General features: G+C 66.4%; 26 protein-coding genes. 10 read left to right on the top strand and 16 right to left on the bottom strand.

Features of this window, described 5'->3' with window-relative positions; all coding sequences use genetic code 11:
- Positions 1–43: 43 nt before the first annotated feature.
- The 13 genes from EG854_RS08575 to folE all read right to left on the bottom strand — a co-directional run bounded on the left by EG854_RS08575 (position 44) and on the right by folE (position 10,320).
- Positions 44–838 carry a 3'(2'),5'-bisphosphate nucleotidase CysQ gene (locus tag EG854_RS08575; protein ID WP_123287690.1) on the bottom strand — a complete coding sequence of 265 codons (795 nt, stop codon included), beginning with the start codon at positions 836–838 and terminating at the stop codon, positions 44–46.
- The gene (locus EG854_RS08570) at positions 835–2,184 is read right to left on the bottom strand and encodes a TldD/PmbA family protein (protein ID WP_123287689.1); all 1,350 of its coding nucleotides are present in this window, start codon (positions 2,182–2,184) and stop codon (positions 835–837) included. Before EG854_RS08570 ends, EG854_RS08575 begins: the two co-directional genes overlap by 4 nt.
- A 54-nt stretch (positions 2,185–2,238) precedes the next feature.
- Positions 2,239–2,667: an MAPEG family protein gene (locus tag EG854_RS08565; RefSeq protein WP_123287688.1), complete on the bottom strand. Its 429-nt coding sequence runs from the start codon at positions 2,665–2,667 to the stop codon at positions 2,239–2,241.
- The gene (locus EG854_RS08560; RefSeq protein ID WP_123287767.1) at positions 2,667–4,454 is read right to left on the bottom strand and encodes a M14 family metallopeptidase; all 1,788 of its coding nucleotides are present in this window, start codon (positions 4,452–4,454) and stop codon (positions 2,667–2,669) included. The genes EG854_RS08565 and EG854_RS08560 overlap by 1 nt, the downstream gene beginning before the upstream one ends.
- A gap of 113 nt (positions 4,455–4,567) precedes the next feature.
- The gene (locus EG854_RS08555) at positions 4,568–5,185 is read right to left on the bottom strand and encodes a hypothetical protein (protein ID WP_123287687.1); all 618 of its coding nucleotides are present in this window, start codon (positions 5,183–5,185) and stop codon (positions 4,568–4,570) included.
- Between the two features lie 33 nt (positions 5,186–5,218).
- A complete protein-coding gene (locus EG854_RS08550; RefSeq protein WP_123287686.1) occupies positions 5,219–5,533 on the bottom strand; it encodes a type II toxin-antitoxin system PemK/MazF family toxin in 315 nt (104 codons plus the stop codon).
- On the bottom strand, positions 5,533–5,862 hold the full coding sequence (locus EG854_RS08545) for an AbrB/MazE/SpoVT family DNA-binding domain-containing protein (RefSeq protein ID WP_123287685.1): 330 nt from the start codon (positions 5,860–5,862) through the stop codon (positions 5,533–5,535). The genes EG854_RS08550 and EG854_RS08545 overlap by 1 nt, the downstream gene beginning before the upstream one ends.
- A gap of 42 nt (positions 5,863–5,904) precedes the next feature.
- Positions 5,905–7,434 (bottom strand): UbiD family decarboxylase, encoded by a 1,530-nt coding sequence (locus tag EG854_RS08540; RefSeq protein WP_123287684.1) that lies wholly within the window; start codon positions 7,432–7,434, stop codon positions 5,905–5,907.
- Positions 7,435–7,486: 52 nt separating this feature from the next.
- The gene (locus EG854_RS08535) at positions 7,487–7,735 is read right to left on the bottom strand and encodes a helix-turn-helix domain-containing protein (protein WP_123287683.1); all 249 of its coding nucleotides are present in this window, start codon (positions 7,733–7,735) and stop codon (positions 7,487–7,489) included.
- An 18-nt stretch (positions 7,736–7,753) separates the two neighbouring features.
- Positions 7,754–8,602: an aldo/keto reductase gene (locus tag EG854_RS08530; RefSeq protein ID WP_123287682.1), complete on the bottom strand. Its 849-nt coding sequence runs from the start codon at positions 8,600–8,602 to the stop codon at positions 7,754–7,756.
- 67 nt (positions 8,603–8,669) lie between these two features.
- Complete coding sequence (locus EG854_RS08525) at positions 8,670–9,020, bottom strand: MmcQ/YjbR family DNA-binding protein (protein WP_123287681.1); 351 nt, start codon at positions 9,018–9,020, stop codon at positions 8,670–8,672.
- A gap of 76 nt (positions 9,021–9,096) precedes the next feature.
- Positions 9,097–9,540 (bottom strand): biopolymer transporter ExbD, encoded by a 444-nt coding sequence (locus EG854_RS08520; protein WP_123287680.1) that lies wholly within the window; start codon positions 9,538–9,540, stop codon positions 9,097–9,099.
- A 156-nt stretch (positions 9,541–9,696) separates the two neighbouring features.
- Positions 9,697–10,320 (bottom strand): GTP cyclohydrolase I FolE, encoded by a 624-nt coding sequence (gene folE, locus EG854_RS08515; protein WP_123287679.1) that lies wholly within the window; start codon positions 10,318–10,320, stop codon positions 9,697–9,699.
- A 164-nt stretch (positions 10,321–10,484) separates the two neighbouring features.
- On the opposite strand from folE, the gene cysS reads away from it, so the two are divergent.
- Positions 10,485–11,894, top strand: coding sequence for a cysteine--tRNA ligase (cysS, locus tag EG854_RS08510; protein ID WP_123287766.1), 1,410 nt, complete (start codon positions 10,485–10,487; stop codon positions 11,892–11,894).
- 3 nt (positions 11,895–11,897) lie between these two features.
- Here the strand turns inward: cysS and EG854_RS08505 are convergent, their stop codons facing one another.
- Positions 11,898–12,143, bottom strand: coding sequence for a hypothetical protein (locus tag EG854_RS08505; protein WP_123287765.1), 246 nt, complete (start codon positions 12,141–12,143; stop codon positions 11,898–11,900).
- A 136-nt stretch (positions 12,144–12,279) separates the two neighbouring features.
- Between EG854_RS08505 and putP the strand changes: the two genes are divergently transcribed.
- Both putP and EG854_RS08495 read left to right on the top strand, forming a co-directional pair.
- Complete coding sequence (putP, locus tag EG854_RS08500; RefSeq protein ID WP_123287678.1) at positions 12,280–13,800, top strand: sodium/proline symporter PutP; 1,521 nt, start codon at positions 12,280–12,282, stop codon at positions 13,798–13,800.
- 44 nt (positions 13,801–13,844) lie between these two features.
- A complete protein-coding gene (locus EG854_RS08495) occupies positions 13,845–14,231 on the top strand; it encodes a hypothetical protein (protein ID WP_123287677.1) in 387 nt (128 codons plus the stop codon).
- A 7-nt stretch (positions 14,232–14,238) separates the two neighbouring features.
- On the opposite strand, the gene EG854_RS08490 is transcribed toward EG854_RS08495, so the two are convergent.
- Positions 14,239–15,006 carry an ABC transporter permease gene (locus EG854_RS08490; protein WP_123287676.1) on the bottom strand — a complete coding sequence of 256 codons (768 nt, stop codon included), beginning with the start codon at positions 15,004–15,006 and terminating at the stop codon, positions 14,239–14,241.
- Complete coding sequence (locus EG854_RS08485) at positions 15,003–15,965, bottom strand: ABC transporter ATP-binding protein (RefSeq protein ID WP_123287675.1); 963 nt, start codon at positions 15,963–15,965, stop codon at positions 15,003–15,005. Before EG854_RS08485 ends, EG854_RS08490 begins: the two co-directional genes overlap by 4 nt.
- 83 nt (positions 15,966–16,048) lie before the next feature.
- On the opposite strand from EG854_RS08485, the gene EG854_RS08480 reads away from it, so the two are divergent.
- From EG854_RS08480 to EG854_RS08450, 7 genes are all read left to right on the top strand, one after another.
- Complete coding sequence (locus EG854_RS08480; RefSeq protein WP_206423390.1) at positions 16,049–16,945, top strand: DUF1206 domain-containing protein; 897 nt, start codon at positions 16,049–16,051, stop codon at positions 16,943–16,945.
- 64 nt (positions 16,946–17,009) lie between these two features.
- Entirely contained in the window at positions 17,010–17,552 is a 543-nt protein-coding gene (locus tag EG854_RS08475) for a lipocalin family protein (protein WP_123287674.1), read from the top strand.
- Positions 17,553–17,709: 157 nt separating this feature from the next.
- The gene (locus EG854_RS08470) at positions 17,710–19,509 is read left to right on the top strand and encodes a long-chain-acyl-CoA synthetase (RefSeq protein WP_123287673.1); all 1,800 of its coding nucleotides are present in this window, start codon (positions 17,710–17,712) and stop codon (positions 19,507–19,509) included.
- Positions 19,510–19,587: 78 nt separating this feature from the next.
- On the top strand, positions 19,588–20,460 hold the full coding sequence (gene motA / locus EG854_RS08465) for a flagellar motor stator protein MotA (protein WP_123287672.1): 873 nt from the start codon (positions 19,588–19,590) through the stop codon (positions 20,458–20,460).
- A 140-nt stretch (positions 20,461–20,600) separates the two neighbouring features.
- Positions 20,601–20,846: a hypothetical protein gene (locus EG854_RS08460; protein ID WP_123287763.1), complete on the top strand. Its 246-nt coding sequence runs from the start codon at positions 20,601–20,603 to the stop codon at positions 20,844–20,846.
- Positions 20,847–20,957: 111 nt separating this feature from the next.
- A complete protein-coding gene (mnmC2, locus tag EG854_RS08455; protein WP_123287671.1) occupies positions 20,958–22,775 on the top strand; it encodes a tRNA (5-methylaminomethyl-2-thiouridine)(34)-methyltransferase MnmC2 in 1,818 nt (605 codons plus the stop codon).
- Positions 22,772–23,155, top strand: coding sequence for a hypothetical protein (locus tag EG854_RS08450; protein ID WP_164461969.1), 384 nt, complete (start codon positions 22,772–22,774; stop codon positions 23,153–23,155). Before mnmC2 ends, EG854_RS08450 begins: the two co-directional genes overlap by 4 nt.
- Positions 23,156–23,164: the final 9 nt, after the last annotated feature.

The following is a 23,164-nucleotide window of genomic DNA, read 5'->3' as shown; positions in this document are numbered from 1 at the left end:
GGCGGCTGGCCTGCGGGCAGGCCTCCTGATGAAGGGGAGGGGATCAACTGGCCCGGGGGATAGCCCCGGTTCGCTCCAGGATCAACGGGTGCAGGGCCGGCGCCGAACAGATCAGGCTGGCCTGACGCGGATCAGGCCGGTTGAAGCGCCAGTCCCCGCCGAGATGATCGGTGACAATGGCCCCGGCCTCTCGCGCGATCAGGGCCCCGGCCGCGACGTCCCAGTCCCACTTGGGCGTCAGCGCCACCGTGGCGTCAAATGCCCCGCCTGCCACCAGCGCCATCCGGTAAGCCAGGGCGTTGCGCTTCTCGAACCGCATGGGGGGCCAGGGCGTCACCCACTGCGGCCCCTGCAGCATCTGGGCGCTGGCCAGCAGGGAGGCGTCCTCCAGCGCATCGGTGTCGCTGGCCCGGATGGTCCGGCCGTTCATGCGGGCCCCGGTGCCGACCGTCGCCTCAAAGGTCTCCGACAGCTCCGGCACATGGATCACGGCGGCGACGGGCTGGCCGTCCTCGACCACGGCGATGGGAATGCACCACCACGGCCGGTTGGCGATAAAGGCCTGGGTGCCGTCGATCGGGTCGACCACAAAGATGCGCCGGTGCTTCAGCCGCTCGGGGCTGTCCGGGGTCTCCTCCGACAGCCAGCCATAGTCGGGACGTGACGTCCGCAGGCGGTCCTTCAGAAAGGCATCGACGGCATAGTCCGCGCTGGTGACCGGCGAGCCGCCGGGCTTGTGCTCGATCTCCAGACCCTTGACCCGCTCGGCCTCGGCCAGGATGGCGCCCTCGCGCGCGGCCTCGACGATCAGGGCCAGGTCGGCGGCGAGATCGGTCACTTGCCGGCCACCGCCACGCCGTCGATCAGCAGCGACGGGCTGTTGAACGACGACCGGAACTCCAGATCGCTCCCCGCCACCATCCGCATCCACAGCGCACGCAGATTGCCGGCCACCGTCACCTCGCTGACCGGATGGGTGATCTGGCCGCCCTCGAAGAAGAAGCCCGACACCCCCGCCGACCAGTCGCCGGTATTCGGGTTCAGCGACGGCCCGAACATCGAGGTCACCAGCAGGCCGGTGCTCGCCTGACCCATCAGGCCGGGGAGGTCCAACTCGCCCGGCGTCAGGTGCAGGTTGTGGGTCGAGACGCCCGACGGCCCGGCCAGCCCGCGCGAGGCATGGCCGGTGCTGGCCAGACCCAGCTGCGCCGCCGCCGCCGTATTCATCAGCCAGGTGGTGATCACGCCCCGGTCGACCAGCGCCCGCTCAACCACCTGGACCCCCTCATCGTCGAACGGGGTCGAGCCCAGACCCCGCATGCGGAAGGGGTCATCGATCAGCGACAGGGGAGCGGGCAGCACGGCCTCGCCCATGGCGTCCTTCAGGAACGACGTGCCGCGCGCAATCGACGGGCCGGAAATGGCGCCCAGCAGGGGCGACAGCACCTGGGTCGCGACCCGGTTCTCGAAGATCACGGGCAGGGTCTGCGAGGCGATCTTGCGCGCCCCGACGCGGGCCACGGCGCGGCGTCCGGCCTCCAGCCCCAGCGATTCGGCCGACGGCATGTCCGACAGATGGCGCAGGGTGCGATGCTCGCCGCCCCGCTCCATCGCCCCGTCCTTCTCGGCAATGACGCCCGCGCCTAGCGAAAAGGCGGTGCCGCGATACTGGCCGTCAAAGCCGTGCGAGGTCACCAGCCGCCAGGCGCTGCGCGAGGCCGAGGCATGGCCGCCCTCGGACCGCGCCACACCCTCGACCCCCAGCGCCGCCGCCTCACAGTCGCGCGCGGCCGCCTCCAGCGCCTTGGGTTCAGGGAATCCGTCGTCGTACAGGTCCAGCTCGCGGAACGGCGCCCGGGACAGCCGCTCTTCGGGGGCCAGCGTGGCATAGGGGTCCTCGGGGGCCAGCCGCGCCATGGCCACGGCCCGCTCGATCAGCCGCGCCCGCGTCGGTGCCGACAGATCCGAGGTCGAGACCGTCGCCTGCCGCCGCCCGATGAAGACCCGCAGGCCCAGATCATGCGATTCCTCGCGCTCGACATCCTCCAGCGCCCCGTCGCGCACCCCGACCGACAGCGAGGTCCGCTCGGCGGTCACCGCCTCGGCGGCATCGGCACCGGCCCTGAGCGCGGCGGCCAGGACATCATGGATCAGATCAGTGGTGGGAGCAGGGGAATCGGCCATGCCCCGATATGGCGACAGCGGCCCGCAGGGGCAACCGTCCGCGCCTGTCCGACCTCAGCCGACGGCCTGTCCGATCAGGAGCCCTGCCGCAAACAACAGCACCGCATAGGTCAGGGCCATGCCCAGGATCCGGCCCAGCGACGGCCCCTTCTGGAACAGCAGTCCGCCCGCATGGATCACCCGCCCGGCCAGCAGGGTCGCTCCCAGACTATGGATCAACAGCGGCGTCGCCCCCGTCAGGGCCAGCAGCAACAGGGCGATCAGGCCGGCCGGCACATATTCCGCGGCATTGCCAAAGGCTCGCCCGGCCGCCGTCAGCGACACATGGCCGCCGTCGCCAAAGGCCACCTTCAGCCGTCGCCTCTGCCCGACCACACCAAACGACAGCACCACCAGCCACAGCACCAGCAGGCCGACCCACAGCGACAGGGCGTCCAGCGCCCCGGCGGCGGCCTCGGGCTGGATGAAATCCGACAGCGTCATCAGCGTGTCTCCCGCGCGACCGGATACAGGTTGAAGCGGTCGTCATAGAAGGGCGTCCGCTCATAGAACCACGCGAGGCGCGCGTCACCGTTCGCGGCAAACTCGGGATCGGCGGCCAGCTTGGCCTCGAACTCGGCCTTCAGCGCCGGGTCGGCGGCCAGCATCGCCTCGGCCAGCGGGGCAATGGCATAGCCCTCGATATATTCGACGCGGTTCAGCACCTCGAGGAACATGCCCCAGGCAAAGAAGCTCTCGCTCGACTGCGGCTCCAGCAACAGCACCACCACATCGCCCAGCGGCTGGTCGGTCGACACCCGCACCGATCCGGCGGGGAAGGTCCAGTCGCGGGCCTCGGGCGTCACGCCGCCCACCCGGACCGGCACATGGCCTTCATTGGTGCGCGGCGACAGGCGGATGTCCTCCAGCCGCAGCATCTCGACGGACACCGTGCGCGCCTCGTCCAGCGTCTCCATCTCGATGCCGTGCATCCGCAGCCGCTCGATGATGTCGGCCCGGTGCGCCGGCACCCAATAGGCTTCAGGCCGCGCCAGCTCCAGCGTCGGCACCGAGCCATAGAAGGGCATCTGCCACAGCTCCGGATCGGCCACGCCCAGCCAACGCACCTCCTCGCGACCCGACGCCGGGCTCACATAGGTCTCATAGCGGATGCCCTTGAACGGGCGGATCGAGACGGGCTCCTCGCTCGGCACGAAATTGGTCGGGACAGTCGCGGGGCGCAGGGCCCGGTCGGCCTCGACCGCAGCCCGCAGATCGCTGCCCTCGTCCGCCAGCACCGTCAGCGCCGTCTCGAGGAAGACATAGGTGCCCAGCACCCGCTGGTCATAGGGCTTCAGGCTGTGGTTCTCGATCAGGATGGTCGGCACATGGGCGGCCGAGCCCCAGCCGTTCGAGAACCGCTCGCCCAGCCCGCCGTCCGACAGGCCCGCGCGGGGGTTCTGGTCGTCGATGCCGAACACCAGCTCGCCCGGGATGTGGCCCTGCGCCTCCAGCGCCGCATTCATCGCCGGCTTGAAGGCACGGTCCAGCCACAGCGCCGTCTCCGGGCTGCGGCTCCAGATGCCGTTCTCGCCGTTGTAGCCATAGGTCACGTCATATTGATAATCGAGGCCGTCGGTGACGTGGATGTCGACATACAGGTCCGGCTGATACTTCAGGATCAGCCCGCGCACCGCCTGCATCTCGGGCTGGTCCAGCTTCATATAGTCCCGGTTCAGGTTCTGGTTGGTCGCAGTGTTGCGCCAGCCCTGAATGCGCGGACCGCGCTGGTTCGGCCGTGAATACGCACTGGCCCGCTCATGCCCGTCCACCGACAGGATCGGGATCAGGATCAGATTGGCCCCGTCCAGCAGGTCGTCGCGCCCGTAAAAGGCGATGTCGCGCAGCAGCATCATGCCCGCGTCCTTGCCGTCGATCTCGCCGGGGTGGATGCCCGCCTGCGCCAGGATCACGGGCTTGGACGGATCGAACTTGGCCCCGTCCTTGGAGGCGATCACCGCATAGATCGGCCGCCCCTCGGGCGACGTTCCAAACTCCTCGATGCGGATCCAGTCGGACGCTGCATCCAGCCGGTCGAACCAGGCGCGCGTGTCCTCATAGTTGGGGCTGAAATCCAGCTCGGGGTCGCGCTCGAAGTCCGTGGCCCACGGGTCTGACGCGGGCCGCAACAGCGACCGGCTAGCCCCGTCCCACGCCGGGGCCGGCGGCAGGAAGCCCTGCGGATCATACAGGGCCTGGTTGGGCAGGGCGGGCGAGGGGGTCTGGGCCATGGCGAGGGCTCCCGTAAAAAGCTGGGCCGACGCCGCAAGCAGACTGATCAGGATAAGGCGACGCATCATGGGCTCCCTTTGATCATGCCGGACAGAGGGCCGCAACGTCTGGGCTAGCTTCCCAGCAGCGACCAGCCCCCGGCCTGGACCAGCGCGGTCAGCGCCCGAGCGGTGGTGAAAACGTGGTAGGCGACGAGCACGACCAGCGCCCCGATGACCCACTTGCGGGAGGGCGCAAAGGCCCCGATCGAGGTGCCGCCGATAAAGATCGCCAGCCCGATCCAGAAGATCGGCCCCAGCGGAATCCGGGCAATCTCGCCGCTCAGTCCGGTGATGGCAAAGAAGGTTGCCGCCACGATCAGATTGGCCGCCAGCACACAGGCAAACACGATCCGCCGGTGCGCCCAGAAGTGGTCGTCGAGGTCCAGCCTCTTCCCCTCGGTCGCCACCCGCGGAAAGGTCACGCTGGCCGCAACGTAGAAGGTCCCCGCCACCACCAGCCCCAGCACCAGCAGGGCAAAGTTGAACGGCGCAAAGCGAAAGATCACCCAGGCCTGATTCCAGAAGGTGGCGATGTCGATGGCCACAAAGATCGCCAGCAGCGGCGTCAGCCAGCCGAACCGGATCCGCTCGCGCTCATGCAGCACCCGCGAAAACCCGCCCACCAGCTCCGCCACCGATAACCCCAGCAACAGTCCATAGAAGCTGAAAAAGAACTCGAACGCGCTCATGTGGCCCCCTGAAGTGCGACGCCTGTCGTCGCCCTATTCCTCGAACATCTCACGAAGCACCGCCAGGGTGGCGCTCAGGATACCGGCTTCAGCCTCGCCAATGCGACGGCCCAGCCGTGCGTGATCAATCATTCGAACCTGATCCACGGCCGCCGCACCCGGCTTTTCGGAAATGGACGTAGCGACGCGGTAGCGCCGACCCTGACTGCTGGTCAGAGGCACGACGATGCAGGTGCCATGGCGATTGATCTCGTCCGGCGAGACGATCATGCACGGACGGGTCTTGCGAATCTCGTGTCCGACGGTGGGGTCCAGCTTCACCCACCACACCTCGCCGCGCTTCGGCACTATGGTTTCACCACGCCGTCAGCGAGCAGTTCAGCCTCGACGCGTTGCATGTCTGCCTCGGAAAGGGCATCCCAGGCGTCGGGGATATCGTCTGACAGATCGGCGTCTACCCACTCGCGCTCCTCATCGGTCAGCCCTGCGGCGGCGATCGCTTTGGCGTCTTCCTCCCATCCCTCGCGGACAGGTCGCTGCGCCGGGACAATGCTGATCTTGCCGGGCTCATAGACAAACTCCACCGCGCCGCCCTCCGCTACGCCCAGCGCCTGAAGCGCCGGCTTTGGCAGGATGACACCTTGCGAGTTGCCGATTTTCCGGATTGAGGTGGCCATGGCCGAACTCCGTTGCAACGAAGTTATAACACGGCCAAGCCCTCACTTCCAGATCGGCGTTCCGTCACCGGGTAATCCCAGGCGGGTCCACATCTCCGACACCCGTTCGACCACGGCCTCGTCCATGCGGATTTCCTCGCCCCATTCGCGCTTGGTCTCAGGGGGCAGCTTGTCGGTGGCGTCGAGGCCGATCTTGGAGCCGAGGCCGCTCTCGGGGCTGGCAAAGTCCAGATAGTCGATTGGCGTGCTTTCGATGACGGTGATGTCGCGTGCCGGGTCCATCTTGGTCGAGATGGCCCACATCACGTCCTTCCAGTCGCGGGCGTTGATGTCGTGGTCCACCACGATGATCCATTTGGTGTACATGAACTGCCGCAGATAGCTCCAGCAGCCCATCATCACGCGCTTGGCATGGCCCGGATAGGCCTTCTTCATCGACACCACGGCGATGCGATAGCTGCATCCCTCGGGCGGCAGCCAGAAGTCGACGATCTCGGGAAACTGCTGGCGCAGCAGGGGGATGAAGACCTCGTTCAGCGCCTCGCCCAGCACGCTAGGCTCGTCCGGCGGGCGGCCGGTGAAGGTGGTCAGATAGATCGGGTCGCGACGCATGGTGACGGCCGTCACCTGAAACACCGGGAAGGTCTCGACCGAGTTGTAATAGCCCGTGTGGTCACCGTACGGCCCCTCGGGCGCGTGCTCGTCCAGCAGGACGTGGCCCTCCAGCACGATCTCGGCGGTGGCGGGCACCATCAGCGGCACGGTCTTGCAGGGCACCAGCTCGGCCTTGGCCCCGCGCATCAGTCCGGCGAACTGGTATTCGCTGAGGGTATCCGGTACCGGCGTCACGGCCGCCAGAATGGTGCCCGGGTCGGCGCCCAGCACAACGGCGCAGGGCAGGGGTTCGCGCTTGCCGGCCTTCTTGTGCCGGGCATAGTGCTGGGCTCCGCCGCGGTGGGCCAGCCAGCGCATGATCGCCTTGTCCCTGCCCAGCACCTGCATGCGATAGATGCCGAGGTTGAAGTCGTCCTCGCGGTCGTCGGACGGGCCCTTGGTCACCACCAGACCCCAGGTGATCAGTGGTGCGGGCTCGCCGGGCCAGCAGCCCTGGACGGGCAGGGCGGTCAGGTCGATCTGATCGCCCTTCAGCACCACCTCCTGCACTGGCGCCTTTTTCACCACCTTCGGCCGCATCGCCATGACGGTCTTGGCCAGCGGCAGCATCTCCATGGCATCGGCCAGACCGCGCGGCGGGGTCGGATTCCTGAGGAAAGCCAGCAGCTCGCCGACCTCGCGCAGTTCGGCGGCGGTGGTGCGGCTCTTGCCCTCCAGCGTCACGCCCATGGCGACGCGCTTCACCGTCCCGAACAGATTGGCGAGGCAGGGGATGGGGCTGATCGAACCGTCCGGCATGACCGGCTTTTCGAACAGCACCGCCGGGCCGCCGTTCCGCAGCAACCGGGTCTGGATCTCGGTCATCTCCAGCTGGGTCGAGACCGGCTCGCGAACGCGCACCAACTCGCCCTCGGCTTCCAGCAGCTCGATGAATTCGCGCAGGGACTTGTAGGCCATGCGCCCACGCTTAGGCGGGCCCGCGGCGTCTGTCACGCGGCCAGGATGTCGCTCAGTAGGCCGGTGTGTCCGACACCAGCGCCCAGACCGGCAGGTGCAGGTGGCGGGTGGCGACGGCCATCTGGGTCGAGTTCATGTGGGCGCGGCCGCTTTCCAGCCGGCGAACCCCCTCCGGCGTCAGCTTCAGCGCTCCCGCCAGCGCATCGACATCGCACCCGCGCTGGTCTCGCCAGTGCTTCAGCCGACGTCCGACCGCGACATCACCCGGGTTCGTTCCCGGAAACGCCAGGACACTGCCCATCTGCGAACCTCCCCAGGTTCAATATGATTGGGAGGTATCCTGATCCCATTCAAAGACCGGATCAATCCAGTCACCCAGACGACCGCCCGGATGGGCCAGGGCGTGGATGCGGGCCATCTCGTCTTCGGTGAGGGCAAAGTCGAAGATGTCGAGGTTCTCGGCCGCGCGGCTTTCCTTCGAGGTCTTGGGGATTGCGATCACGCCCTGCTGCACGATCCAGCGCAGGGTCACCTGTCCGACCGACTTGCCGTGGACCTCGGCGATGGCGCGGATCGTGGCGTCCTCGACGATCTTGCCCTGGGCCAGCGGCGACCAGGCCGTGACGGATGACCCGAGGTCCCGGGCCGTGTCGATCAACGTCTTCTGCGACAGATAGGGGTGGTATTCGACCTGATTGGTGATCAGCCGCGCCTCGGACAGGTCCTGCGCCTTCTTCCACTCGCCGGACGGGAAGTTCGACAGGCCGATGGCAGCGGTCAGGCCGCGCGCCTTAGCTTCATTCAGGGCCCCGATCGTCTCGACCAGCGGCGGCGTCGCCTTCGGCCAATGCAGCAGCAGCAGGTCGGGCGCCGTGCCCAGGCTGTTTGCCGATTCCTCGGCCTGCTTCAGCAAGGCGTCGTGGCTGAAATGATCCACCCAGATCTTGGTGGTCAGCCAGAAGTCACCACGCGCCAGACCGGCATCGCGGATGCCCTCGCCGACGCCCTTCTCGTTCCGGTAGATCCAGGCCGTGTCGATGTGGCGATAGCCGTTCGTCAGGGCGTGACCGACCATGCGCCGCGCATCGTCCGGCTCCAGCTGCCAGGTGCCCAGCCCCAGCAGGGGGATGTCGTATCCGTCGACGGTCAGGGTGTCGGCCGTTGCCATGGGGAAATCCTTCGGCGTGGGGAGGGGACTTTAGCTGGGGCTGATCTCCGAAGTATCAAGGGCGCACTCAGCCGGCCTCGGCCATCTCCGGATGGGCCTTCCTCAGTTTCGCCAGCGCGACCTTACGCCAGCGGCTGGCCAGTTCGGCCTTCAGCCAGTCCGGGTCGACCCGCTCGATGCGGATCAGCGCATAGGCATAGGGGCGATAGTGGTCGGTGATGTGGAAGACCTCGGGGTCGACCTCGACCAGCATGTCGCGCCGCTCGATCGAGCCGACATCCAATGCCAGACTGTCGTCCTCGGCCCGCAGTCGCGTCAGGAACTTGCCCGCAATCCGCCAGCAGGGCTGACCATAGGCCGTGCTGTGTTCCGCCCCGGGCAGGGCCATGATCAGGGCGTCGACCTCGTCCTTGGTCATTGTACGCGCTCCGAATTGAAAAAGGGCCGCCCCGGACAGGAGCGGCCCTTTCGGTATCAGGCGGTTGGCCCGATGCCTACATGATGTCTTCGTTCATCAGGCCGACTTTCAGAAAGCCGTTCTGCTGCAGGGTGTTCATGACGGTCATGAACTCATTGTACGCGACCTCGGCGTCGGCCCGGATGAAGACGCGCTCTTCCTGGCAGGCGCCGCCGCCCAGAGCCGCACAGGCGTCGACCGGCAGACGCGTGATGTCGGTTTCGGTCAGCACGTCACCCACGCCGACATACAGCTGTCCGGATTCCTGGATGTTGATGACGACCGGCTCAACGATTTCCTGGCCCGGCTCGGGCGGCGTTGCCGGCGGCAGGTCCAGGCGGATCGACACGGTGGCCAGCGGCGCGGCGACCATGAAGATGATCAGCAGCACCAGCATGATGTCGACGAACGGCGTGACGTTGATGTCCGCGTTCTGGCTGATGGTCTTGCCACCGCTCGGTCCCGAAAGTTTGGCGCCCATGGGGTCGTCTCCGTGTCATGCCGCCGCTCGGGGCGTACGTGTGGATCAGCTTCAACCGTCTCTTGGCGATCCTGACGGCGCTTGTAAAGCGGTCAGAGGCCCTGAAGGGTTCCGATTCTGAGGATTACGCCTGACGGGCGAACCCGCCGACCCTTCTCAGCCCCTCGCCAGCTTCAAAAACCGCTCCATCTGCGCCGGATCGCTCTTGAAGACGCCAGTGAAGCGGGTGGTGATGGTCGAAACATGGCGGTGATGGACGCCGCGGGTGGTCATGCACTGGTGTTCGGCGTCAATCAGTACGGCCACGCCGGCCGGTTTCAGGTGCGATTCGATGGCCCCGGCGATCTGGTTCGTCAGGACTTCCTGGGTCTGCAGTCGCTTGGAGAAGATCTCGACCACGCGGGCGATCTTGGAGATGCCCACGACCTTTTCGGTCGGCACATAGGCGACATAGGCCTTGCCGAGGAACGGCGCCATATGGTGCTCGCAGTGGCTCTCGACCTCGATGTCACGTAGCAGCACCATGTCGTCATAGCCCTGCACATCCTCGAAGGTGCGCGACAGTTCCTTGGCCGGATCGGCGCCATAGCCTTCGAACCATTCGCCATAGGCGTCGACCACGCGCTTGGGCGTATCGATCAGGCCCTCGCGGTCGGGGTTGTCACCGGCCCAGGCCAGCAGGGTGCGCACGGCCTGCATGGCCTCTTCGCGCGACGGACGGATGATGGCGTTGGTGTCGGCGTCGGTGACCAGGCTGGGCTTTTGCACAATGGCATCCATATCGATGTAATGGCGACGAAGTTGCGCCGGAACGAGGGTTCCGGAAATGACGCGCGCCGCTCTCCCTTTTTTCTGCGGGAACGAACTGTGTGGTTGGACCCGTCCCGTCCCGGCTATATGGGATGATCCCCTTTCCCCGCAAGCAAGCCGGACCGGCCCCCGCCATGCCTCTCGTGCTCCACGACACCCTGACTCGCACCAAACGGGTCTTCGAGCCCCGTGATCAGACGCGCGTGACCCTCTATGTCTGCGGACCGACGGTGTATGACTTTGCCCACATCGGCAATGCGCGCCCGCCGGTGGTTTTCGATGTTCTGGTGCGGCTCCTACGCCGTCGCTACGGGGCCCAACACGTCGTCTATGCCAGGAACGTCACCGACGTGGATGACAAGATCAATGCCAAGGCGGCGAAGGAGGGCGTGCCGATCGGAGAGATCACCGCCCGCTATGAGGCCGCCTACCTCGAGGACATGGCGCGGCTGAACGTCACACCGCCCGATATCGCCCCCCATGTCACCGATCACATGGATGCCATCGTGGCCCAGATCGGAGCGATTCTGGAGCAGGGCTGCGCCTATGCGGCCGAGGGCCATGTGCTGTTCGATGTGTCCTCGTACGAGGCCTACGGCGCGCTGTCGGGCCGCAATCTGGACGACATGATCGCCGGCGCCCGGGTCGAGGTGGCGCCGTACAAGAAGAACCCCCACGACTTCGTCCTGTGGAAGCCGTCAAAGCCGGGCGAGCCGGAGTGGCCGTCCCCCTGGGGCCCGGGCCGTCCGGGGTGGCACATCGAATGCTCGGCCATGATCGAACAGGTGCTGGGCCTGCCCATCGACATCCACGGCGGCGGCATCGACCTGGCCTTCCCCCACCATGAGAATGAGATCGCCCAAGGCGTCTGCGCCCACGGCCATGCCCATGGCGAGCGCCCGCACGACCACTATGCCCGCTACTGGATGCACAACGGCTTTCTGACGCTCGACGCGGAAAAGATGTCCAAGTCGCTCGGCAATGTGCTGCTGCTCCACGATCTGGTGCAGGCCATTCCGGGCGAGGTGGTGCGCTGGGCCCTGCTGTCCGCCCACTACCGGCAGCCGCTGGACTGGACCCAGAACCTGCTGGATCAAAGTCGCAAGTCGCTGGACCGGCTGTATGGCGCGCTGGCCCGCTCTGCCGACGTCGCCGCATCGACCGACGAGCCGGCCGCCGAATTCCTCAAGGCCATTGAGGACGACCTGAACACTCCCGGCGCGATGGCGGTGCTGTTTGCGCTGTCCGGCGAGATCGAACGCGGGCTGACCGCAGGCGACGCCGTTGCTGTTGCGCAGGCCAAGGGTCAGTTGCTTGCATCAGCCGATGTTCTCGGCGTGCTCCAGTCGGACCCGGCCGAATGGCTCAAGGGCGATGCCTCCGACGATCTGGCGGCCGAGGTCGAGGCCTTGATCGAACAGCGTGCCACCGCCCGGGCTGCGAAGGACTGGCCCGAGGCGGATCGCATCCGCGACCGGCTGACCGCGCTCAACGTCGAGGTCATGGACGGAGCCGAAGGTGCCCGCTGGCGCCTCCGGTCCTAGGCATCAACGCGTGCGGCTGGACGGCAGCCCACGGATTTCGCAGGCATAGTCCCGCTCGGGCGCAGCGCTTTGCGCACCGGTCGGGGTCAGGATGCCGCCACGGGCATCACAGTCGGCCCGGAGCGCGTCCAGCTGCTGGGTATAGGTGCCATCGCGCGGTCCCATACCGGCGCAGGCGGCCAGCGACAGGCCCAGAGCACCGACCGCAGCGGCCGACAGGATTGCGGGTCGTTTCAGACGGTCATTCATCGAATTCTCCATCACAAGGTGTGGGACACATTAGCTTGTCCCTGACTATGGCTAACCCGTGGCAACGCCAGCTGTTCCGTTCAGGAATGTGGCGGGGGGTGGACCCGATTGCGGCAACGCTGCTACCCCTTCGCGTATGGAAACCGGAACCTGGATCACCCTCGGCCTGTATTTCGCCCTGATGCTGGGCATCGGGCTGTACTCGTACCGCGAGTCCACCTCGGACGTGTCGGGCTATATGCTGGGCGGGCGAAAGCTGGGACCGGCGGTCGCCTCCCTGTCCGCAGGGGCCTCGGACATGAGCGGCTGGATGCTGCTGGGTCTGCCGGGGGCCATGTATCTGTCCGGCCTGTCCTCGGCCTGGATCGCCATCGGCCTGTTCCTCGGTGCGCTGGCCAACTATCTGATCGTGGCCCCCCGCCTGCGCACCTATACGGTGATGGCCAATGACGCGATCACCATCCCCGACTATTTCGACAAGCGGTTCATGGACCGGTCGCGCCTGCTGCGCGTGATCTCCTCGCTGGTCATCGTCGTCTTCTTTACGCTCTACACCTCCTCGGGCCTTGTCGCGGGCGGCAAGCTGTTCGAGAGCGCCTTCGGCCTCGATTACGCGTGGGGTCTGTGGATCACGGCGGGCGTGGTGCTGGCCTACACCATGGTCGGCGGCTTCATGGCTGTCAGCCTGACGGACTTTGTGCAGGGCTGCATCATGTTCGTGGCCCTGATCCTGGTGCCCATCGTCGCCCTGATGCAGATCGGCGGCGTCGACGCGATGACCGAGACGGTGCGCGGCATCGATCCCGGCCTCCTCAACCTGTTCGAGGGGGCGACGATTATCAGCGTCATCTCGGCCATGGCATGGGGTCTCGGCTATTTCGGCCAGCCTCACATTATCGTCCGCTTCATGGCCGTACGCTCGCTCAAGGATGTGCCGGCCATGCGCAATATCGGCATGAGCTGGATGCTGGTCACCCTGATCGGGGCGCTCGGCACCGGTCTGGTCGGCCTGGCCTATGCCACCCGCATGGGGGTCGAGGTCGCCGATGCCGAAACCATCTTCATCATCCTGTCGGATGTGCTGTTCCATCCGTTGATCACCGGCTTCCTGCTGGCGGCGATTCTGGCGGCGATCATGAGCACCATCTCGTCCCAGCTGCTGGTGTCGTCCAGTTCGCTGACCGAGGACTTCTATTCCATCTTCCTGCGCAGGAATGCGCCCCAGAAGGAACTGGTCATGATCGGTCGACTGGCCGTGCTGGCCGTGTCGCTGGCCGCCATCTTCCTGGCCTACGATCCCTCGAACAATGTTCTGGGCCTGGTCTCCAATGCCTGGGCCGGCTTCGGGGCCGCGTTCGGGCCGCTGGTGATCCTGTCGCTGACCTGGAAGCGCATGACCCGCAATGGCGCCCTGGCCGGCATGATCGTCGGCGCGGTCACGGTTCTGGTCTGGATCTACGCGCCCGTGCTGGCCGATGGCCAGACCCTGTCGCAGGGCAGCGGCGTCTATGAGATCGTGCCGGGCTTCATCCTCAGCTGGCTGGCCATCTGGCTGGTCAGCATGGCGGGCAAGGCCCCGTCCGAGGACGTCCAGTCGACCTTCGAGGCGGTCCGTCAGGCCCTGCATCGCAAGGGTGAGCCCGAAACCCCCCGTTAACCGACCGGGCCCACCCTGAGGGCTTACGCCTTCAGAGGTGCGCCATGTCGACCATCCAGACGTCCAGCTACCGGCGGACCCGGGATCATTTCGAACCCCAGGACATCGACCCGCACGAACAGCGCCGCCTGCGCGGCCTGATGGAGCAGATCGACTACACGGCCTATGTCTCGAACCGCGAGGTTGTGGGCCAGATGCTGTCCTCGGTCGACGCCGGTCATTTCCAGCGGCTGGCGATCACCGTGGCGACCGCCCGCGCCAAATGGGTGGCCGAGGCGCTGCGCCAGTCCGAGTCCGGCGCCCCGTCCACGCCCGACCAGATCGCCCGCCTGACCGCCGCTCGCACCGCGTTTGAGGAACTGTCCGAGGCCTATGAGGGGCTCCGGCGCATGGTCGATCGCGGCTATGTGCCGATGAAGTCGCCGGGCTGACGGGCCATCAGGCCTTCAGCCGGTAGCCCGTCTTGAACATCCAGCCGACGATCGCCAGACAGGTGAAGAAGAAGCCCAGCGTCGCCGTCAGGCTGATGCCCACGCTGACGTCCCCGACCCCATAGAAGGCCCAGCGGAAGCCCGAGATCAGATAGACGACCGGGTTGAACAGCGAGATGGTCCGCCAGATGCCCGGCAGCATGTCGATCGAATAGAAGGACCCGCCGAGGAAGGTCAGCGGGGTCACGACCAGCATGGGGATCATCTGCAACTGTTCGAACCCCTGGGCCCAGATGCCGATGATGAAGCCGAATAGCGAGAAGGTGGTGGCGATCAGCACAAGGAAGGCGATCATCATCAGCGGATGCTCGATCCGCAGAGGCACGAACAGCGCGGCCGTCGCCAGGATGATCAGCCCCAGCACCATCGACTTGGTCGCCGCCGCCCCGACATAGGCCAGAACGATCTCGAACGGCGAAATGGGCGCCGACAGAATCTCGTAGATGGTGCCGGTGAATTTCGGGAAATAGATGCCGAAGCTGGCGTTGAAGATCGACTGGGTGAACAGGCTGAGCATGATCAGGCCGGGCACGATGAAGGCGCCGTAGGCCACACCGTCGATTTCGGTCATGCGGCTGCCGATGGCCGAGCCGAAGACCACGAAATAGAGGGCCGTGGTGATGACCGGGGTGACGATCGACTGCCAGAAGGTGCGCAGCGCCCGCGCCATCTCGAAGCGATAGATGGCCCAGACTCCATAGGCGTTGAAGCTCATGATGCGGCTCCTTCACCGGTCGACGGTCGGGCCGGTTTGTCGCGATGGACCAGGCTGACGAAGATGTCCTCCAGCGAGCTCTGGGCGGTGTTCAGATCCTTGAAACCGATGCCCAGATCACTGACCGCGCGCAGCAGCGAGGGCACGCCGGTGCGCTCGGCATTGGCATCGAACACATACTCAAGCTCATTACCGTCGGCCTTCAGCGTGACCTTCCATTCGGCCAGCTCGGTCGGCACGGCCTGCATGGGATCCTGCAGGTTCAACGTCAGCGTCTTCTTGCCGAGTTTTTTCATCAGTTTGGTCTTGTCCTCGACCAGGATCAGTTCGCCGTTCAGGATCACGCCCACCCGGTCGGCCATCTCCTCGGCCTCCTCGATATAGTGGGTGGTCAGGATGATGGTCACGCCCCGCTCGCGCAGGCCCCGCACCAAGGCCCACATATCGCGGCGCAATTCGACATCAACGCCGGCGGTCGGCTCATCAAGGAACAGGATGTCCGGCTCGTGGCTGAGCGCCTTGGCGATCATCACCCGGCGCTTCATGCCCCCCGACAGGGTCATCAGCTTGGCGTCCTTCTTGTCCCACAGACTCAGATCCCGCAACGTCTGCTCGATAAAGGCCGGGTTCGGTGCCCGGCCGAACAGGCCGCGACTGAAGGTGACGGTGGCCCAGACGGTTTCAAACGCGTCGGTGGTCAGTTCCTGCGGCACCAGGCCGATCCGCTCGCGCGCCTTGCGATAGTCGGACTGGATATTGTGCCCGTCGACCAGCACCGTGCCGGTGCTGGGGGTAACAATCCCGCAGATGGTGCTGATCAGCGTCGTCTTGCCGGCCCCGTTCGGCCCCAGCAGGGCGAAAATCTCGCCCTTTGAAATCTCCAGATCGACCTGCTTCAGCGCCTGATGGCCGCTGGCATAGGTCTTTGTCAGGCCGTCGATAGAAATGACCGGCTGCATTCCGTCCCCCTCGTGTCCGGCTCTGCCAATTAGGGGCTCGGTACCCGCCTCACAAGCGGAGCTTCCTGCGGTTTGGAGAGTTGATGCCGCCGATGGATATCCGCTGGGCTGAACACCGCACCGAAAGACTGATCAGGAAGGCGCGCAGGCTCTGGCGGCGGCGGCCCGCCCTGCCGGCCGTGTTCGAGGCTCTGGCCCGTTTCGGCTATGGCGCGCGGGGCTTTGTCTATCTGTCGATCGGGGTGATCCTGATGCTGACCGCCCACGACCTGACCAGTCAGACGGCCGGGTCTACCGGCGTGGTCGAAACCTTGGCGCGACAGCCCTTCGGACGGCTATGGCTGATGGCCCTCGGGCTCGGCCTCTGGGCCTTTGTGCTGTGGCGGGTGCTGCAGTCAGTCTTCGATGCCGACAACGAAGGCAGCGACCTGTCCGCCCTTGGCAAGAGGGCGGGGCAGGCGATCAGCGGTGTGGTCTACGGCCTGTTGGCCTCGACCGTCTTTGAGGTGCTGGACGAGGTCTTCGCCAATCCAACCCGCGAGGACGTCGCGGAGAATCAGGAGAAGGCGCGCGCCCTGATGGAGCTGCCGTTCGGACAGGCCATGCTGATCGGCGTCGGTCTGGTGATTCTGGCGGTCGGCGTCGGCAATGTCGTGCGCGGCTTCCGGTCCGATTTCGCCCGCGACCTCGCCTGTTCCGAAAAGATATGCAAGCGCGTCGTGCCTCTGGCCCACATCGGCTATGTCGCCCGGGGCCTCGCCTATTTCCCCTTGGCCGGTCTGGTTATGCTGGCGGGGTTCCGCGAGCGCGAGTCGGCGATCACCAGCTTTGGCGGCGCGCTCGAGGCGGTCGAGACCCTGCCGGCCGGCCCGTGGCTTCTGAGCGCCACCGCGCTGGGGATGATGGCCTTCGGCGCCTTTGCCTTCGTCGAGGGTCGCTTTCGCCGCATCCGCCCGCCGCGCGACCTCGAAATCACCTGACGATCCGCGTCCGGAGGCGATCCCCCGGCGTATCTGCGGTACCTGCCCGCCCGGAGCCCTGACCATGACCCTCGTTCGCCTGTCCGCCCTCGCTGCCCTGGCCCTGATGGTCAGCGCCTGCGTCACGGCCCCGTCGCCGTCGGAATATCGCGCGCCCGCGCCGCTCAAGCCCGTCGACGCCGAACGCCTGTATTCGGGGCGCTGGCTCGAGGTCGCCCGCCTGCCGATGTCGATCACGGACGGCTGTGTGGCCGGGGCCTCCAACTATACCCTGGTCAATGAGACCCGCGTCGATGTGCTGGACACCTGTCAGGTCGACACCCCGGACGGTCGCGAAAAGGCCATTGGCGGGCGCGGCGAAATCCTCGATCCCGGCACCAACACCCGGCTGCGCGTCCGCTATGTCGCGGGCTTCGTCACCTGGGACTACTGGATCCTCGACCGGGCCGAGGACTACAGCTGGTTCATCTCGGCTGACCCGACCTTCGAAAAGCTGTTCATCTACACGCGCGAAATTCCGACCGATGCCGAGCTTCAGGCCCTCGTCCGGCGATCGGCCGAGCTGGGCTATGACGTGTCGAAGCTGGAGTTCCCGCCGGCCGAGTAACTTTCCGGCGCGCTTGACCCTGCGTCACCGGGGCACGCGCGCCACGCCCGCCCACAAACCGCGTCCCGCAGCACCCGACGATTCCCCTCGTGGTTGACCTGACGCCTCCGGCCCGTCATCACCGGTGAAACAGCCGCACAGGGAGGATCGGGCGATCATGGGCTTGCTGGCCAATATCCGACGGGATCTGAAGTTTGCCGCCGGACTGCGTCGCCTGCTTTCGCGCATCAAGCCGATCGATCTCGACAGTACGGTGCTGGTCTGTGACGACCTCGAGGAGGCCGTCGACCGCTTCCCCGACCGCATCGCCATCGAGGACGAACATCGCAGCCTGACCTATCGCGAGTTCGACAGCATGGCCAACCGCTTCGCCCATTGGGCGCGCGGCCGCAATCTGAAGCGCAGCGATACGGTCGCCCTGGTCATGCTGAACCGGGCCGAATACCTCGCGGCCTGGTTCGGCCTGTCCAAGGTCGGCGTCGCCACCGCCCTGATCAACACCAACCTGACCGGCCCGGCTCTGGGCCACTGCATCGAGATTTCCGGCGCCTCCCAGATCATCACCGATCAGGACTGCTGGCGCGCGCTCGAGGACGCCCGTCCCCATACCGACCGCAACATGATGCTGTGGGTGCTGGGCCTCGCCGATGAGGACGAGGTCAGCGACCGCCGCGACCTCGACACCCCGCTCCGCAGCGCATCGTCCGTGCGCCCGGCCCCCAGCGCGCGGGCGGGCCTGACCAATCGCTCGACCGCCCTCTACATCTATACGTCCGGGACCACCGGCATGCCCAAGGCCGCGCGCGTGCCCCATTCGCGCGCCCGCACCTACATGCGCGCCTTCGCAGGCTGTACGGCCACGACCGAAAAGGACGTCATCTACAACGTCCTGCCCCTCTATCACTCGACCGGCGGTCTGGTGGGCATCGGCCCGGCCCTGCTGAACGGCGGAAAGCTGGTGCTGCGCAAGCGCTTCTCGGCCACCGCCTTCTGGCCCGATGTGAAAAAGTCCGGCGCCACCGTCTTCGTCTACATCGGCGAGCTGTGCCGCTACCTCGTCAACAGCCCCGAGCATGAGGACGAGCGCGCCCACCAACTGCGCCTCGCCTATGGCAATGGCCTGCGCCCCGACGTCTGGGACGACTTCAAGACCCGGTTCGCCATCCCTGAAATCCTTGAATTCTACGGCTCGACCGAGGGCAATGTCTCGGTCTTCAATTTCGACGGTAAGCCCGGTGCGATCGGCCGCGTGCCCTGGTTCGTCAAGGGCAAGGTCAACATCCGTCTGGTGCAGTTCGACTTCGACACCGAAACCCCGGTGCGCGGCTCTGACGGGCGCTGCCGCCTGGCCGAGGTCGGTGAGGTCGGCGAGGCCATCGGCATGATCGGCGATGACACCCGCCACGACTTCTCGGGCTATGCCGACAAGTCCGCCTCGCAGAAAAAGATCCTGACCGACGTCTTCAAGCCCGGCGACCGCTGGTTTCGCACCGGCGACCTGATGCGTCAGGACCGCGAGGGCTATTTCTACTTCATCGACCGGATCGGCGACACCTTCCGCTGGAAGGGCGAGAATGTCTCGACCGCCGAGGTCGAACAGCGGCTGGCCGAGGCGCCGGGCGTCAAGGAAGTCATCGCCTACGGCGTCCCCGTCCCGGGTCAGGACGGCAAGGCCGGCATGGTCGCGCTGGTCGTCGAGGGCCGTTTCGGCGCCACCGCTTTTGCCGAATATGTCGAGGCCAACCTGCCGTCCTATGCACAGCCCCAGTTCGTGCGCGTCATGAAGGCCGTCGACACCACCGGCACCTTCAAATACCGCAAGGTCGATCTGGTCACAGACGGCTTCGACCCGGACAAGGTCGACGGCCCCCTGTTCGTGCGAGGCGGCAAGGCCGGCTACACCAAACTGACCCCCGCCGCCCGCCAGGCCATCCTCGACGGCGAGACACGGCTCTAGCGACCCTTGGCAACGCGGCCTTAAGCATTAACGGGCAGGGTTGACGCCTCTCGTTCGCCACAGGTGTCGCCTCCGTCCATGTTCCAGATCATCGGCATTATCCTGCTGTTCGCCATGGTGTTCGGCAGCTACATCCTGGCGGGTGGCAAGATGGGGGTGATCATGCACTCCCTCCCCTATGAGCTGATGGCCATCCTGGGCGCCGGTGTGGCCGCCTTCCTGATCGGCAATTCGGTCGGCACCATTAAGGCGACGCTGGCCGGCTTCGGCAAGGTGTTCGTCGGCAACAAGTGGAAGCGCAAGGACTATATCGACCTGCTCAGCCTGCTGTTCCAGCTGACCAAGACGATGAAGTCCAAGGGCGTCATCGCCCTTGAAAGCCACATCGAAAAGCCCGCCGAATCCACGATCTTCCAGAAATATCCGAAGATCATGAAGGACCATTTCGCCACCGACTTCATCTGCGACACCCTGCGCATGATGACCATGAACCTCGAGGATCCGCATCAGATCGAGGACGCCATGGAAAAACAGCTGGAAAAGCACCACCACGAGGGTCTGGCCGGCGCCCATGCCCTTCAGACCATGGCCGACGGCCTGCCGGCGCTGGGCATCGTCGCGGCCGTGCTGGGCGTCATCAAGACCATGGGCTCGATCACCGAGCCGCCGGAAATCCTGGGCGGCATGATCGGCGGCGCCCTGGTCGGCACCTTCCTCGGCGTGTTCCTGGCCTATGGACTGGTCGGGCCGATGGCCGCCCGCCTTAAGGAGATTGTCGACAGCGACGGCGCCTTCTACAAGATCATCCAGTCGGTGCTGGTCGCGCACCTGCACGGCAATGCGGCCCAGATCTCGGTCGAGATCGGTCGCGGGGATATCCCCTCCGGCGCCCAGCCCTCGTTCACCGAGATGGAAGAGAGCCTGGCCAACGCCCCGATGGAAGCGGCCTGACGACCGGCTTCATCCACACGTACCGCTCACGGAAGATCACGAACCCGTGAGAATTCGCTTGCGACTCGGCTCACATTTCCGTTATCACACCTTTGCGGGGATTCATGACCTCGTTGAACCTTCTGAAGGATGAAAAACACATGCGTATCGTCGCTCTGATCGCCGCCTCGGCTGCCGCCCTGGCCATCACCGCCTGCACCCCCGCCGCTGACGAAGCCGCTCCGGCTGAAGAAGCTGCTGCCGAAGCCGAAGTGGCTCAAGACGCCGCTGCCGACGCCGAAGCCTCCGCCATGGAAGCCGGCGCTGCCGCCGACGAAGCCACGGCCGCCGCTGGCGAAGCCATGGCCACGGAAGCTCCGGCTGCCGAAGCCGCTCCGGCCCAGTAAGCCAAACAGATACGGTCCTTCGGGACCTGATCGGGAAAGGGTCGCCCTCACGGGCGGCCCTTTTTTCTTGCGCCGTCGCGACACCTGTCTCCCGGCCCGATAGGGAAGGTTATGACTCCCCCCTCCGACACCTCCGCCGACCTGATCTGGGACGACGACGGCACCCCCCGTTCGGGACGGTTCGGCGACATCTATTTCTCGCCCGAAGACGGTCTGGCCGAGACGCGTGCCGTCTTTCTTGAGGGCTGCGGCCTGCCGGGTGCCTTCGCCGGTCGCGATCATTTCTGTGTCGCCGAATTGGGGTTTGGAACCGGGCTGAACATCGCGGCTCTCCTGATGCTGTGGCGCGACCATGCCGATCCCGGGGCCCGCCTCAGCCTGTTCTCGATCGAGGGCTTTCCCCTTTCCCGCGACGAGGCCGCCCGTGCCCTGTCCGGCTGGCCCGAGCTGGAACCCGCCATCCGGGCCATGTGGGCTGTCTGGCCATCCGCGACGCCGGGTCTGCACCGGCTGGACCTGCCGACCTTCAATGCGACGCTCGACCTCGCCGTCGGGCCGGTCGAGCAGGGGCTTTCGAACTGGACCGGCGCAGCCGACGCCTGGTTCCTGGACGGCTTCTCGCCCGCCAGCAATCCCGACATGTGGTCCCCCGCCGTGATGACCCAGGTCGCCGCCCTAAGCCGCCCGGGCGCGCGCCTGGCCACCTTCACGGTTGCCGGTGCCGTCCGGCGCGGCCTGACCGAAGCGGGGTTCGCCGTCGACAAACGTCCCGGTCATGGCCGCAAGCGTGAGCGACTGGAAGCGGTGCGCCACGGAACGCCCGCCCCGGACTGTGCGCCCGCCGACATCGTCATCCTGGGCGCCGGGATCGCCGGGGCATCCCTTGCCCGGGCTTTTGCGGCGCAGGGCCGCGCCGTCGAGGTGATCGAGGCCGAGGAACCCGGCGCAGGCGCATCCGGCTTTGAAGCGGCCCTCGTCACGCCGCGTCTGGATGTCGGCGACGCCGACCTCGCCTCAGGCTATGCCCAGGCGCTGGAGCGGGCCGGACAGCTGTATGACGCCGTCGAGGGCGCGGTGCTGGCGCGCGGTGTGCTGCAACTGCCGGGGCGCGAGCGCGACATCGACCGTCACGCCAAGATCGCCGAACAACCGATCTGGCAGGGTGGGCACATGACCGTCCTGTCGGCCCGGGAGGTCTCCGACCACCTCGGTCAGGCGGTTGAGACCCCGGGCCTCCTCATGGCCGACGCCCGGGTCGTGCGGCCGCGAGCCATCCTCTCCTCCTGGCTGCCGGCGGGGGTCACGTGCGCCCCAGTGGCCCGGGTAGAGCGCGATCCGCAGGGCTGGGTCCTGTATGACCCGCACGGAGCCGTCCTCCGTCGCACCGCCTGTCTGATCCTGGCCGGGGGGGCGGGCACAGCGGCTTTGATGCCCAACCTTTCTCTGCAGCCCGTGCGCGGTCAGGTCGAGGTGGCCCGGGGCATTGCCGCGCCTCCGCCCGTGGCCTGGGGCGGCTATGCCATTCCGATCGGCGACGACCTCCTGTTCGGATCGACTCACGACCGGGATGACACCGGCACAGAGGTCCGCGCCGCCGACACGGCGCGCAATCGCACGGCGCTCGCAGACCGGTTTCCCGGGCTCGCCAACGGGCTGGAAGAGGGCACCATCACATCCCGCGCCGCGACCCGGGCCACCACGCCCGACCGCCTGCCGTATGCGGGCCGATTGGACGAAGGCCTTTATGTCCTCGGGGGTCTGGGCTCCCGGGGCTTCTGCCTCGCCCCCCTTCTGGCCGAGCATATCGCGGCCCTGTGCCTCGACCGGCCATCGCCTGTGCCAGACGCCGTCGCCCGAAGGTTCGACCCGCGTCGCCGCGATTCCGGACTTGCGAAACCCTCGTTACCGTCGGACGTTAGCGATGCATGACCCTTTCGATCCGAACCCCCGTTTCGCTAGCCCTCGCCGGATCGCTTCTGGCTATGGGCGCCTGCGCGCCGACGACCCCGTCGGGCGACACGACGGCCTTCAATGACCAGACCTGTTTCTCGCCTTCCCAAGTGCGGGGCTTCAGCGACGGTCCTGGCCAGACGGTCTATCTGAACGTCGGGCGCGACTCCTATCCGTTGACGGTCTACGGGGCCTGTACGGGCCTCGACAGCTCGCTGGGCTTTGCGCTTGAGCCCGATGCCGTGGGCGTGACCCGTCTGTGCCCGGGCGATTCCACCCGCATCGCCGTGCGTGGTAACGTCAGCCCCGTGGAATACTGCAGTGCCCGCGTCGGCCCCCGCCTCGAGGGCCGCAGCTAACCCCTCACC

It is taken from the genome of Brevundimonas halotolerans (assembly GCF_003730275.1).
Lineage (GTDB): Bacteria > Pseudomonadota > Alphaproteobacteria > Caulobacterales > Caulobacteraceae > Brevundimonas > Brevundimonas halotolerans.
Note: the sequence above shows the minus strand (reverse complement) of the source record. Positions and strands in the feature narration are given on the sequence as shown.